Below are 13656 nucleotides of genomic sequence, written 5' to 3'. Positions count from 1 at the left end.
CCGGAGGCTATCCGAGGCGGGCACGCGATCGCGATCGAGATGCGAGCGGCCCGTACCCCGTGGCGTCGGGATGCGGGCCGCGGTCGGTCCGCCGGCCCGTCCGGCGTCGGGGTGCACGGACGGGCCGGGGAGTTCACACGGAGACGGTCTGCCGCGGGATCGCCCGGGTCTGCTCCAGCCGGCGCTCGGCCTGCTTGGCGACCACGGTGTCCAGGCTGAACCGGCCCGGCCCGGCGGCCATCAGCGCCAGGGTCGCGCAGATGATCGTGCCGACGAGCGCCCAGCCGTTGTCCGCCATGAACAGGCCGTTCTTGCCGTGGACGAACCAGATCGCGCCGAACATCACGAACGTCATGAGCCCGGCCGGCAGCACCATGCGCAGGCCCAGCGCCACCGACGCCGCGAAGACGAGCTCGACGACGATCGTGAACGACGCCGCGGCGATGGCCAGCGGGATGCCGAACTTGGCGAAGAGGGTCGCGGTGCCGAACAGCCCGGCCGCGATCTTGTTCCAGGCGTGCATGACCATGATGTAGGCGAGCAGCAGGCGGCCCACGAGCAGGACGACGTCCCGCGGGGTTCCGGTCAGGGAGCGGTACACGGTTCCTCCAGTACGAGTGTGATCACGTGGGGTGACCTGATCACCACGGAATGCACAAGACCCTAGGGGCCGAATCACCATGCTCCACCCGGTCCAGCGACACTGCGCGATGAGACGACAGCACCGAGCGACGAACGCCGCCGGTTCACCACTGGTCGCGTGACACCCCGCCGCGACCGGCGGGTCTCCCGGTATGACCGGTCGAGCGGTCGACGGGCTCGCACATCCGCCCAGGTCACGGACACGGAGGGTGGGCACCACGTGGCCGGCACCACCCGGGCGTCGCAGTACCCGCCGGTAACCCGGGAGCGCGTCACGGACGGTTTCGGCTCCTCGGCAGCCCGCCGTTCCGGACGTACCGCTCGTCCCGCACACGGCCGGGTGCGACGGACGGTCCCCCCGAGCGGCCCAACGCCCGTAGGACCGTCCCGTCACTGCGCCCGCATCCGGCGCTGCGGAATGATGGTCACGTGTCCGACACGAGCAACGTCATCGGCAGAGACATCACAGCGACCCCCGAGTGGACCGCGCTGACCGAGCACGCGGCGGAGGTCGAGCCCCGCCACCTGCGGGCGCTGTTCGACGACGACCCCGAGCGGGCGTCGGCCCTGACCGTCGAGGGCGCCGACCTCCTCCTCGACTACTCCAAGCACCGCATCACCCGAGAGACCGTCGGCCACCTCGCCACGCTCGCCCGCGCCGCAGGCCTGCCCGAGCGCACCGAGGCGATGTTCACCGGTGAGCACGTCAACACCTCGGAGGACCGCGCGGTGCTGCACACCGCGCTGCGCCTGCCCCGCGACGCGGAGCTCGTCGTCGACGGTCAGGACGTCGTCGCCGACGTGCACGCCGTCCTCGACCGGATGGGCGCCTTCACCGACTCGGTGCGCTCCGGGGAGTGGACCGGCCACACCGGCGAGCGGATCCGCACCATCGTCAACATCGGGATCGGCGGGTCGGACCTGGGCCCGGTGATGGCCTACGAGGCGTTGCGCGACTACGCCCTGCGCGACCTGCAGTGCCGGTTCGTGTCCAACATCGACCCGACCGACCTGTCCGAGACGGTGGCCGATCTCGACCCGGCGACGACGCTGTTCGTCGTCTCGTCCAAGACGTTCACCACCCAGGAGACGCTCACCAACGCCCGCAACGCGCGGTCGTGGCTGCTCGCCGGGCTGGGGACCGACGACGCGGGGGCGGTGGCGAAACACTTCGTCGCCGTGTCGACCAACGCCGAGAAGGTGTCCGCGTTCGGCATCTCCACCGACAACATGTTCGGATTCTGGGACTGGGTCGGCGGCCGGTACTCGGTCGACTCCGCGATCGGGCTGTCGCTGATGTGCGCGATCGGCCGCGAGCACTTCGGCGAGTTCCTGGCCGGCATGCACGCGATGGACGTCCACTTCCGGTCCACACCGCTGGAGCGGAACCTGCCGGCGATCGCCGGGCTGCTCGGTGTCTGGTACACGAACTTCTTCGGCACCGAGACCCGCGCGGTGCTGCCCTACTCCCAGTACCTGCACCGGCTGCCCGCCTACCTGCAGCAGCTGACGATGGAGTCGAACGGCAAGTCGGTCCGCGGCGACGGCACCCGGGTCTCGACGGTGACCGGTGAGATCTTCTGGGGTGAGCCGGGGACCAACGGCCAGCACGCGTTCTACCAGCTGCTGCACCAGGGCACCCGCCTCGTGCCGGCCGACTTCATCGGGTTCGCCCGGCCGCACCACGACCTGCCCGGCGACGGCGGGGACGACGGCGCCGACATGCACGACCTGTTCATGGCGAACCTGTTCGCGCAGTCGGCCGCGCTGGCGTTCGGCAAGACCGCCGAGCAGATCGCGGCCGAGGGCACGCCGCCCGAGCTGGTGCCGCACAAGGTGATGCCGGGCAACCGGCCGACGTCGACGATCCTGGCCGAGAAGCTGACCCCCTCGATACTGGGGCAGCTGATCGCGTTCTACGAGCACGTCACCTTCGTCGAAGGCGTGATCTGGGGGGTCGACTCCTTCGACCAGTGGGGTGTCGAGCTCGGGAAGGTCATGGCGAAGCAGTTCGGCCCGGCGCTGTACGCGGCCGACCCGCCGCCGGCGCAGGAGGCGGGGCTGGACGCCTCCACCGCCGCGCTGATCGGCCGCTACCGGAGCTGGCGCGGCCGGTGAGCTCCGCCGGCGGCTCGGAGGACCACCGCCGGGCTCCGTGGCGGACCGGTGTCGCGGCCGCCGGGCTGCTGGTGCTGGCCGGGGTGCTGATCGCGATCGCGCACACCGGCGGCTTCCGGGCCGGCGACACCGGGGCGGCGATCGGACTGGCCGCGGACCGTGTTCCGGGCCTGACCACCGCCGCCCTGGTGGTCACCACGATCGGCAACACCGCGGGCAGCGCCGCGGTCGGGCTGCTCGGCGGCGCCGTGCTCGCCCGGCGGGGGCACTGGGCCGAAGGGATATGCCTGGCCGCGGTGCCGCTGGTGGCGAGCGGAGTCTTCACGCTGGTCAAACGGCTGCTGGACCGGGCGCGCCCACCGGCGGACCTGCAGGCGCTGGCGGTGGCGAACGAGTCGTTGCCGTCCGGGCACGCGACGATGGTCGCCGCCGCCTGGACCGCGCTCGTGCTGGTGCTGTGGCCGCACCTCGCGGCCCGCGGCCGGGTGCTGCTGACCGGGTTCGCGGTGCTGTGGGCGGCGACGATCGGGTTCACCCGGGTCTACCTCGGCGTGCACTGGCTGTCGGACGTGCTCGCCGGCTGGGCGCTGGGGGCGGGGCTGGCGGTCGCCGGGGTCACGGTCCTGGCCGTGGTGATGGCGCGGCGCGGCGTCCGGGCTGAATCTCCTCGGGGCCCGGGCTGAGCCGGGTCAGCCGCCGGCCTCGACGTCGGCCCGCACCCGCTCGGCCCGCGTCCCCGCCTCGGCCAGCGTGCGCGCGTGCTCGTGCCAGGCCGCGACGTCACCGCGCAGCCAGGCGGCCCGCAGCTCCTCGGTCGTGCCCGACCAGCGCCGCAGCAGCACGACGCCCTCGGCCGCCACCCGCGAGCGCCGCAACGCCCGCTGCGCCGCGATCCCGCGGCTCATGGCCAGGACCGAGCGCATCGCCGTCGCCACCTTCGAGGTGATCTCGATCGGCACCGGCAGGCCGGCCACGGCGTGCGCGACCCGGGCGGCGCGGGTCAGTGCCACGACCGCGGCAGCGGCGGCGAGCAGCACGGCCGGGGCCCCGATCCAGTAGAGCGGGCCGGAGACGCCCGGCAGCAACATCGCGAGCACGACCAGCAGCAGCACCAGCGGGTACACCCGCCGCACCGAGCGGGCCGTCCACGCCCGGCTGTGCGCGCGGCGCTGGCCCTCCTGGTCGGGCGGGCCCTGATCGGCGCGCACGAGACCGCGGTCGACGTACAACAGGGCGGTGTCCGACTCGTCCGGCACCGGGCGATTGTGCACGATCGCCCGGCGGGTGCCGGGATCAGGCCTGGTCCCGCGGGCACCACCAGGTCGACCGGCCGCCGACGGTGCCGTGCGCCAGCTCGGCGCCGCACCGGGGGCAGTGCCCGCCGGGGCGCCGGTGCTCGATCACCTCCCCGGTGTGCACGCCCCCGTGGGCGATCGCCCGCTCCAGCGCGCGGTCCAGGTTGCGGTGCAGCCGATCGAGGTCGGTGCGGGTCAGGTCCCGTACGCGGCTGCGCGGGTCGATCCGGGCCTGCCAGAGCGTCTCGTCGGCCAGCAGGTTCCCGACGCCGGCGATCACCGACTGGTCGAGCAGCCGCGTCTTGACCGCGGCGCGCCCGCGCAGCAACCGTTCCCGGAACACCGCGGGCGCCAGGCCTTCGGCGTCCGGCCCGAGACCGGACAGGTCCGGGTCGAGCCGGACCCGGCCGAGGCGGCGCTTGTCGACCAGCCGGAGCCGGCCACCGTCGTCGAAGGTGACGGTGAAGCGGTCCCATCCGGCCTCCCGCGTCCCCTGGCGGGGCCGTTGCGCCGCGGAGTCCGTGACGACGATCCGGCCGCCCATCCCGAGGTGCACGCCCAGGGCCGGGCCGGCGTCGCCGTCGGCGGTCGCGGTGTCGCACCACATCGTCTTACCGATGCGATGGGCGCCGGTGAGCCTGCCGCCCTTCAGCGCCGCGGCGATGTCGCCGGGCCGGTGCGGGCGGCAGACCCAATCGTCGCGGTCGTCGACGTCGGTGATCCTCCGGCGCAGGGCGCCCGCCAGGACCGTCCGTGCGGCCTCGACCTCGGGCAGCTCCGGCATGCGCGCCAGTGTGACGCGGTCGCGGAACACCCGCGCGACGACCGGACGTTGATCCGATCATGACGAGCAGCGAGCGGATGAAGGTGCGGGCGCCCGAGCTGCGCGGGCGCCGGTGGCTCAACACCGGGGGCGCCGAGCTCGGCCTGGCCGAGCTGCGCGGGCGGATCGTCGTGCTGGACTTCTGGACCTTCTGCTGCGTCAACTGCCTGCACGCCCTCGACGAGCTGCGGGTGGTCGAGGAAGAGTTCGGCGACGTCCTGACGATCATCGGCGTGCACTCGCCGAAGTTCGTGCACGAGGCCGATCCGGCCGCCGTCGAGGCCGCTGTGGAGCGGTACGGCGTCGAGCACCCGGTGCTCGACGACCCCGAGCTGACCACCTGGGACGCCTACGCCGCCCGCGCCTGGCCGACCCTGGCGGTGATCGACCCGGACGGGTTCGTGGTCGCCCGGATGGCCGGCGAGGGGCACGGGCCCGGCCTCGCCGCCCTGGTCCGCGAGCTGATCGAACAGCACGGCGACCGGCTGCGCCGCGGCGACGGCCCGTACGTCCCGCCGCCCGCCCCGGACACGGCGCTGCGGTTCCCCGGGAAGGTCGTCGCGCTGCCCGGCGGCACCTACCTGGTCTCCGACACCGCCCACCACCAGCTCGTCGAGCTGGCCGCCGACCTGGAGACCGAGCTGCGCCGCGTCGGCGACGGCGACCGCGGGTTCGTCGACGGGCAGGCGACGTCCGCGCGGTTCTCCGAGCCCCAGGGGCTGCTCGTGCTCGACGCCTCCTCGGTGCTGGTCGCGGACACCGTCAACCACGCGATCCGGCGGGTGGACCTCGACGCCGGCACCGTGTCGACCCTCGCCGGCACCGGATCCCAGCTGCGCGAACGGGTCGCGCCCGGCTCGACCGCGACCGAGCTGTCCTCGCCGTGGGACCTCGCGCGGTGGGACGACCGGGTCGTCGTCGCGATGGCCGGCTCGCACCAGCTGTGGACCCTCGACCCGGACACCGGCACCGCGACCGTGCTGGCCGGCACGACCAACGAGGGCCTGCGCGACGGGGCGTTCGACGAGGCGTTCCTCGCGCAGCCGAGCGGGCTCGCGGCGGACGGGCCGGTGCTGTGGGTCGCCGACTCCGAGATCTCCGCGCTACGCCGGGTGGTCACCGATCCGGAGGCCGGGCCGCAGGTGGGCACCGCCGTCGGCCAGGGACTGTTCGACTTCGGGCACCGGGACGGCCCGGCCGCCGCCGCGCTTCTGCAGCACCCGCTGGGCGTGGCCGTGCTGCCCGACTCCTCGGTCGCCGTCGCCGACACCTACAACGGCGCCGTCCGGCGCTTCGACCCGTCCTCGGGCACGGTCTCCACCCTGGCCGAGGGCCTCGCCGAGCCGTCGGACCTGCTGGTGGACGGCGAGACGCTGATCGTCGTCGAGTCCGCGGCACACCGGCTCGTACGGCTGCCGATCCCGGCCGGGTCGCTGCGTGGCTCGCCGGGCGGCGGCTCGGTGGGCGGCGGCACATTGGTCGATGGCACCTCCCACACCGTCCGCCGCACCCCGACCGGGCTCGGCCCGGGCGTCGCGCTGCGGATCGGGTTCGTCCCGCCCGCCGGGCAGCATCTCGACGACCGGTTCGGCGACCCGACCTCGCTGACCGTCGCCGCCGACCCGCCGTCGCTGCTGCGCTCCGGGGCGGGCACCTCCACCGGGCTGACCCGGGAGCTGGAGCTCGACCCCGCCGTCGGGTCCGGCGTGCTGCAGGTGGCCGTGGCCGCGGCCGCCTGCGACTCCGCCGACGGCACGGCCGGCACGTTCGCCGCCTGCCACCGCTACCAGCAGGACTGGGGCATCCCGGTCGTCGTCTCCGGTGACGGTGCGGCCACCCTGGAGCTGGACCTGCGCAGCGTCTGAATCAGCTCAGCTCTCCAGCCAGGCCAGGACCGCCATCACCCGCCGGTGGTCGTCCGACGACGGCGGCAGCCCCAGCTTCGTGAAGATCGACGAGATGTGCTTCTCGACGGCCCCCTGGGTGATCACCATCAGCCGTCCGATGGCGGTGTTCGTGCGGCCCTGCGCCATCAGCTCGAGCACCTCCCGCTCGCGGGGCGAGAGCTCCGCGAGCGGGTCGCGGCGGCGGCGCCGGGTCAGCAGCGCCGACACCACCTCCGGGTCGAGGACGGTGCCGCCCGCGGCGACCCGGCTCAGCGCGTCGGAGAGGTCCGCGAGCTTCGACACCCGGTCCTTGAGCAGGTAGCCGACCCCGCCGCCGGCCTCCAGCAGGTCGGTCGCGTAGGACTCCTCGACGTACTGGGACAGCACCAGGATCCCGACGCCCGGGTGCTGCCTGCGGATCTCCAGCGCGGCCCGCAGCCCCTCGTCGGTGAACGACGGCGGCATCCGCACGTCGACGACCGCGACCTCCGGTCCGTGCTCGGCCACCACCTCGACCAGCGCGGTGCCGTCGCCGACCGCCGCCACCACCGTCGCGCCGGCCTCCTCCAGGAGCCGGACCAGGCCCTCGCGCAGCAGCATCGAGTCCTCGGCGAGCACCACGCGCATCGTCATGCGTTCATCTTCGATCACGACTCACCCAGACCGGCGACCGGGACCTCGGCGGTCAGCACCGTCGGTCCGCCCGGTGGGCTGCGCACGTCCAGCCTGCCCTCCACGATCTCCAGCCGGTCCGCGAGCCCGGCGAGGCCGTGGCCCTTCCCGGTGTGGGCGCCGCCGTGGCCGTCGTCGCGCACGACGATGCGCAGCAGGGTGTCGTCGGTGGTCACGGTGACCGTGGCCGACGACGCCCCGGCGTGCTTGGCCACGTTGGTCAGCGCCTCCGAGACCACGAAGTAGGCCGTGTTCTCCACCAGTGCGGGCAGCCGGGCGCCCGAGGCCAGGCCGACGTCGAGATCGACCGGGACCGGGCAGCGCCCCGCCGTGGCGGCGAGCGCGGGGCCGAGGCCGCGGTCGGCGAGGATCGGCGGGGCGATGCCGCGCGAGAGAGCCCGCAGCTCCGACAACGCCTCCCGGCTCTGGTCGAGTGCCTCGTGCAGCAACGGGCGAACGCGCTCGAGGTCGTCGTCGAGTCGCCGGACCGCCGTCTCCAGGTCCATCCCGAGCCGCACCAGACGTTGCTGCGGACCGTCGTGGATGTCGCGCTCCAGCCGGCGCAGCGTCTGCGCCTCCGCCGCGACCGCGGCCCGGCGGCCCGCGGCGAGCGCCAGTGCCCTGGCCCGCAGCGCGGCGGTCTGGTTGGTGAGCAGCCCACGGGCCAGCAGCGCGCGGACGTCGGTCAGCCAGCGCACCACGGTCGGCAGTGTGACCAGCAACAACACCCCGAGACCGGTGTTCAGCGCGATGTCGCCGACCGTCGAGTGCAGGCCGGTGACCGAGCGGAACAACGTCCACTCGGCGTCCCCGCGCGGCAGTGACCACTGCCAGAACACGTAGAACAACCCGCCGAGGCCGGTCACCGACCACACCAGCGCGACGGCCGCGGTGACGGCCCGCAGCGGGAGCCCGGCGACGGCGTGCGCGACGTCGCGCCAGCTCTGCGGATCGGCCAGGGCGCGGAACAGCCGCCCCATCAGCCGTCGTCCGCGGTTGGGCCGGTAGTGGTGGGGCGGCAGCGGCCTGCCGGTCGCCGCCACGGTCGCGCGACGCTCCAGCTCGGCGAACCCGCGTGCGGCGGCGAGGGTGCCGACGGTGATCGGGAGCCCGATCCAGAGCACGAACGTGCCCGCGCCGAGGACGAGCCCGACCAGCACGACCACGCCGCTGACGATCGCGAGCGGCAGGCCCGTCAGCAGGTACGCCATCTGGGCACCCAGCCGGGTGCGGCCCGGCCAGCCGGACGGCCACTGCACCGACTGCGGCAGCTGCGTCACGCCGTCCCGGAGCACGTACTCGCGCACCGCCCCGTTGCCCCAGCCCTCGAGGGCGTGGACCAGGTGCGGGTCCAGCGGGTTGCCCCCCGGTTCGTCCGGGTGCGGCTCTCCCGCCGGTTCCTCCGCGGCCCGCGCCTGTTCCGGCATCGAGGTCGGTCCTTCCGTTCGCCTCTGCGCTCCGACGAAGGATAGGCGGACCTGGCCGTTGCCGGCCTCAGTGGTGCGCGGCGCCCCGGTGGTACTCGAAGACCAGGCCGCCGACCGCGATCAGGATCAACGTGAACCCGACCAGGATCAGCCAGGCGTACCAGAACGCCAGGCCGATGCCGGTGAGCGCGGCTGCGGCGGCCATGCCCAGCGGCCAGTAGCTGCCCGGCGAGAAGAAGCCGACCTCGCCGGCACCGTCGGAGATCTCGCCCTCCGGGTTGTCCTCGGGGCGCTCCTCCAGCCGCCTCGAGACGAACCGGAAGTACGTGCCGATGATCAGCGACAGACCCGCGGTCAGCCACAGCGCGGTGGTGCCCACGACCTCGCCCGCGAGGAACATGTAGACCAGCGCACAGATGATGAAGAATGCGCTGCAGATCTCGAAGATCCGGGATTCGATCTTCATGGGATCGTCGTCCTCCCTCAGCCCGTGACCTGCGCGGCCAGCTGACCACGCTCGGTCGTGAACGGCTGCGTGCTGATCGCCTCCGGCGCGCACCACTCACCGCAGTTCAGCGCCTGCAGCGCCTCGCCGGTGGTGTACGGCTGCCCGGACTGCGGGTTCGTCTCCTTGCGGAGTTGCATGTAGCGGTCGAAGAGCGCGGGCTCAAGAGCACGGACCTCGAAGTTCATCTGCGAGTGGTAGGTGCCGCAGAGCTCCGCGCAGCGACCGACGAATGCACCCTCGCGGTCGATCCGGTCGATCACGTAGACGTTGTCCTGGTTGTTGCGCTCCGGGTACGGCATGACGTCGCGCTTGAAGAGGAACTCCGGCACGAAGAACGAGTGGACCACGTCGGGCGAGCGCTGCGAGAACTCGATCGAGCGGTCGGTCGGGACCACCATGATCGGGATGACGTCGCTGGTGCCCAGCGTGCTCACCGGGGTGCCGTCCGGGGAGACCTCGTCCGGGTAGGAGAACTCCCAGTTCCACTGGAAACCGACGATGTCGACGCGCAGGTCGGCCGGCCCACCGGCGGTGGCCTCGTCCTTGTCGACGTAGTTCTGCACGTTGACCGTGAAGCCGAACAGCACGGCGACGATCACAGTCGGGATCGCGGTGAAGACGAGCTCGACCGGCAGGTTGTACTGCGTCTGGCGCGGGAGCGAGCCGTCGTCGTCCTTCCGCTTCCGGTGGAAGATCATCGCCCAGAACATCGCGCCCCAGGTGATCACGCCGACGATCAGCGCGGCGATCGCGGACCACGTCCAGAGATTCCGCATGGCCTCGGCCTCGGGAGTGATCCCGACCGGCCATCCGAAGCGGATGATCTCCTCCACCGAGCAGCCGGACAAGACCAGCACGGCTGGTACACCCAGCAGGCCGAGCTTCGCCGCCCGGGCGATCCGGGAGCGGCCTTCCGTTCGGGCCACTGCGCGCCGCCTTCCTGTCGTCTCCTGCGTCAGCCGCACTGCCAGCACGTTCTTTCTTGCTCTGCCATCACCACGGGGGTGGCCGGAGGCGATCTTCCACCACTCGGATGGAGCACCGTCTTCGACCTCGCGTAGAGCGTAGACGAACACCCCTCGGCGCGCGCCCCCCGGGGTTGGGGCACCCCGGCCCGCCCGGCGCCGGAAACAGGGAGCGGCGCAGGAGGAAGGCCGTTCCGCACCGGGGCGCGCGAAACCCGTCCGAATGACTCGTCATACTCATCGGTGTGTGCGGACTGTTGGGACTGCTGACCGCCGGGGCGGACGCCGCGACCCGGCTCGAGCCGATCGCCGACGCGTTGGGCTGTGCGCGGCACCGGGGCCCGGACGAGAGCGCGACGTGGCACGACCACGACCTCGTCCTCGGGTTCAACCGGCTGTCCATCATCGACGTGGACCACTCGCACCAGCCCCTGCACTGGGGGCCGGTGCCCGGTGAGGACACCCGCTACACCATCGTCTTCAACGGCGAGATCTACAACTACCTCGAGCTCCGCCAGGAGCTGATCGAGACCTACGACGCCGCGTTCGCCACCGAGGGCGACGGCGAGGTCATCGTCGCGGCGTTCCACTACTGGGGCCCGGACGCCGTGCCCCGGCTGCGCGGCATGTTCGCCTTCGCGATCTGGGACGCCGTCGAGCGTGAGATGTTCGTCGCCCGCGACCCGTTCGGCATCAAGCCGCTGTTCCTCGCCACCACCGCCGCGGGCACCGCGTTCGCCAGCGAGAAGAAGTCCCTGCTGGCACTGGCCGGCGAGCTGGGCATCGGGCTCGACCTGGAGCCGGCGGCACTGCAGCACTACCTGACGCTGCAGTACGTCCCGGAGCCGATGTCGCTGCACCGCATGATCTCGCGGGTCGAGTCCGGTACGCACGTCACGGTCCGGCCCGGCGAGGAGCCGCTGCACCAGCGCTACTTCGCGCCGAAGTTCATCTCGCTGCCCAGCCACGCCCCGGCCAGTGCCGAGGCCGAGGCGATCGTGCACGGCGAGATCGCCGACGTGCTGCGTGACTCGGTGGCCAAGCACATGCGCGCGGACGTCACCGTCGGCGCGTTCCTCTCCGGCGGCATCGACTCCACCGCGATCGCGGCGCTCGCCAAGGAGCACAACCCGAACCTGATCACGTTCACCACCGGGTTCGAGCGCGAGGGCTACTCCGAGATCGACGTCGCCGCCGAGTCGGCCGCCGCGATCGGCGTCCGGCACGTCGTCCGGACCGTCAAGCCGGACGAGATGATGGAGGCCCTGCCGCTCATCATCTGGTACCTCGACGACCCGGTCGCCGACCCGGCCCTGGTCCCGCTGTGGTTCATCGCCCGCGAGGCCCGCGAGCACGTCAAGGTCGTGTTGTCCGGCGAGGGCGCCGACGAGCTGTTCGGCGGCTACTCGATCTACCGCGAGCCGCTGTCGCTGTCGCCGTTCGAGAAGGTCCCGGGCACGCTGCGGCCGCTGATGCGCCGGGCCTCGCGCAGGATGCCCGAGGGCATGCGGGGCAAGGACCTGCTGCGCCGCGGCTCGCTGTCGCTCGAGCAGCGCTACTACGGCAACGCCCGGATCTTCCGTGACGACCAGCTGCACGAGGTGCTGCGCGGCTACGACCCGCGGGTGTCGCACGTCGACGTCACCGCGCCGCACTACTTCGCCTCGCACGACTGGGACCCGGTCGCCCGGATGCAGCACGTGGACCTGTTCACCTGGCTGCGCGGCGACATCCTGGTCAAGGCCGACAAGATGACGATGGCGCACTCGCTGGAGCTGCGGGTGCCGTTCCTCGACCCCGAGGTCTTCGACGTCGCCTCGTCGCTGCCGCAGGCGCAGAAGATCACCCACGGCGCGAACGGCACGACGAAGTACGCGCTGCGCCGGGCCTGCGAGGGGATCGTCCCGCCGCACGTGCTCAACCGGCCCAAGCTCGGCTTCCCGGTCCCGATCCGGCACTGGCTGCGCGACGAGATGTACGCCTGGGCGCGGGACATCCTGCAGAACTCGGGCGCCGGGCACCTGATCGACCTGCAGGCCGTGCACCGCATGCTGGACGCCCATCGGGAGGGTCCGGTCGATCACTCGCGCCGGATCTGGGCGGTGCTGGTCTTCCTGCTCTGGCACGGGATCTTCGTCGAGCGCCGGATCGTGCCGGACGTCCCGACGCCGAGCTACCCGGTCAAGATCTGAACCTCCCGACACGGCCGAACGGCCGGTACCCGATGTGCTCGGGTACCGGCCGTTCGTCGTCGCGGAGGGCGGATCAGGCGGGCAGGACGCCGCGGATCTCGTCGGCGGCGACGTCACCGAAGGTGCCGCTCAGCCGGGTCAGGGCCGCCTCGCGGTCCCAGGTCCACTCCTGCGGGCCGTCGGACTCCAGCACGTAGGTCGCGATGAGCGCACCGAGCTGGGCCGAACGCTCCAGCGACAGACCACCGGTCAGCCCGGTGAGCAGGCCGGCACGGTAGGCGTCGCCGACCCCGGTCGGGTCGACGGCCTCGGTCGGGGCGACGACGTCCACCCAGGTCTCGGTGCCGTCGGCCTCGACGAGCACCGAGCCCTTCTCGCTGTGGGTGGTGATCCGGGTCCCGACCTTGCCCGCGACGTCGGCGGCGGTCCAGCCGGTCTTCTTCAGCAGCAGCTCGAACTCGTAGTCGTTGCTGATCAGGTAGGTGGCGCCCTCGATCAGGCGCTTCACCTCGTCCCCGTCCATCCGGGCCAGCTGCTGGGAGGGGTCGGCGATGAACCGGTAGCCCTTGGCCCGGCACTCGTCGGTGTGGCGCAGCATCGCCTCGGGGTCGTTGGCGCCGATGTGCACCAGGTCGAACCCGCCGATCCGCTCGGAGAGCGGGGTCAGCTCGATCTCGCGGGCCCTGGCCATCGCGCCGGTGTAGAACGACGCGATCTGGCGCATGTCGTCGTCGGTGGTGCAGGTGAAGCGGGCGGTGTGCACGTCCTCGAACGTCGAGACCCCGGAGGTGTCGACGCCCACGCTCTCGAGCACCCGGCGGTACTCGGCGAAGTCGGGACCCACGGCCCCGACCAGTACGGGCTTCTGGCCGAGCACACCGAGAGCGAAGGAGATGTTCCCGGCGACCCCGCCCCGGCGGACGACCAGCTCGTCGACCAGGAAGCTGACCGAGATGCGGTCCAGCTGCTCGGCGAGGATCTGCTCGGAGAACTTCCCGGGGAAGTGCATCAGGTTGTCGGAAGCGATCGATCCCGTCACGGCAATAGGCACGAAGGGCACCCTACGTCACGCAGAAGGGCCCCGTCATGATCACGCATGATCACGACGGGGCCCTCGGCGAGACCCGT

General features: G+C 72.4%; 12 protein-coding genes. 4 read left to right on the top strand and 8 right to left on the bottom strand.

Translation table 11 applies throughout. The features are described 5' to 3' along the window. Positions 1–133: 133 nt before the first annotated feature. Entirely contained in the window at positions 134–601 is a 468-nt protein-coding gene (locus tag JOF36_RS14420) for a DoxX family protein (RefSeq protein ID WP_210027335.1), read from the bottom strand. 470 nt (positions 602–1071) lie between these two features. Between JOF36_RS14420 and pgi the strand changes: the two genes are divergently transcribed. Both pgi and JOF36_RS40860 read left to right on the top strand, forming a co-directional pair. After that, positions 1072–2760, top strand: a complete 1689-nt coding sequence (pgi, locus tag JOF36_RS14415; protein WP_210027333.1) for a glucose-6-phosphate isomerase — start codon at positions 1072–1074, stop codon at positions 2758–2760. Next, complete coding sequence (locus tag JOF36_RS40860) at positions 2757–3443, top strand: phosphatase PAP2 family protein (RefSeq protein WP_210027331.1); 687 nt, start codon at positions 2757–2759, stop codon at positions 3441–3443. Before pgi ends, JOF36_RS40860 begins: the two co-directional genes overlap by 4 nt. Before the next feature lie 6 nt (positions 3444–3449). On the opposite strand, the gene JOF36_RS14405 is transcribed toward JOF36_RS40860, so the two are convergent. Together JOF36_RS14405 and JOF36_RS14400 are read right to left on the bottom strand one after the other, a co-directional pair. Next, positions 3450–4016 (bottom strand): hypothetical protein, encoded by a 567-nt coding sequence (locus JOF36_RS14405; RefSeq protein ID WP_210027329.1) that lies wholly within the window; start codon positions 4014–4016, stop codon positions 3450–3452. Between the two features lie 37 nt (positions 4017–4053). Next, a complete protein-coding gene (locus tag JOF36_RS14400) occupies positions 4054–4839 on the bottom strand; it encodes an Fpg/Nei family DNA glycosylase (RefSeq protein ID WP_210027327.1) in 786 nt (261 codons plus the stop codon). A 59-nt stretch (positions 4840–4898) separates the two neighbouring features. On the opposite strand from JOF36_RS14400, the gene JOF36_RS14395 reads away from it, so the two are divergent. Beyond that, positions 4899–6743, top strand: coding sequence for an NHL domain-containing thioredoxin family protein (locus tag JOF36_RS14395; RefSeq protein WP_210027326.1), 1845 nt, complete (start codon positions 4899–4901; stop codon positions 6741–6743). Positions 6744–6749: 6 nt separating this feature from the next. Here JOF36_RS14395 and JOF36_RS14390 read toward each other — a convergent pair whose 3' ends face one another. The 4 genes from JOF36_RS14390 to ctaC form a co-directional block, all read right to left on the bottom strand. After that, entirely contained in the window at positions 6750–7391 is a 642-nt protein-coding gene (locus JOF36_RS14390) for a response regulator transcription factor (protein WP_210035620.1), read from the bottom strand. A gap of 20 nt (positions 7392–7411) precedes the next feature. After that, a complete protein-coding gene (locus JOF36_RS14385) occupies positions 7412–8863 on the bottom strand; it encodes a sensor histidine kinase (protein ID WP_210027325.1) in 1452 nt (483 codons plus the stop codon). A gap of 67 nt (positions 8864–8930) precedes the next feature. Further along, positions 8931–9329: a cytochrome c oxidase subunit 4 gene (locus JOF36_RS14380; RefSeq protein WP_210027324.1), complete on the bottom strand. Its 399-nt coding sequence runs from the start codon at positions 9327–9329 to the stop codon at positions 8931–8933. Between the two features lie 17 nt (positions 9330–9346). Next, positions 9347–10297, bottom strand: coding sequence for an aa3-type cytochrome oxidase subunit II (gene ctaC, locus JOF36_RS14375; protein WP_210027323.1), 951 nt, complete (start codon positions 10295–10297; stop codon positions 9347–9349). 284 nt (positions 10298–10581) lie between these two features. On the opposite strand from ctaC, the gene asnB reads away from it, so the two are divergent. Then, positions 10582–12528, top strand: a complete 1947-nt coding sequence (gene asnB / locus JOF36_RS14370; RefSeq protein WP_210027322.1) for an asparagine synthase (glutamine-hydrolyzing) — start codon at positions 10582–10584, stop codon at positions 12526–12528. 73 nt (positions 12529–12601) lie between these two features. On the opposite strand, the gene JOF36_RS14365 is transcribed toward asnB, so the two are convergent. Next, positions 12602–13537, bottom strand: a complete 936-nt coding sequence (locus tag JOF36_RS14365) for a carbohydrate kinase family protein (protein ID WP_210035618.1) — start codon at positions 13535–13537, stop codon at positions 12602–12604. Between the last annotated feature and the right edge of the window lie 119 nt (positions 13538–13656).

It is taken from the genome of Pseudonocardia parietis (assembly GCF_017876315.1).
In the GTDB taxonomy this organism is placed as follows: domain Bacteria; phylum Actinomycetota; class Actinomycetes; order Mycobacteriales; family Pseudonocardiaceae; genus Pseudonocardia; species Pseudonocardia parietis.
The sequence above is the reverse complement of the archived record's forward strand: the minus strand, read 5'-3'. Positions and strand labels throughout refer to the sequence as shown.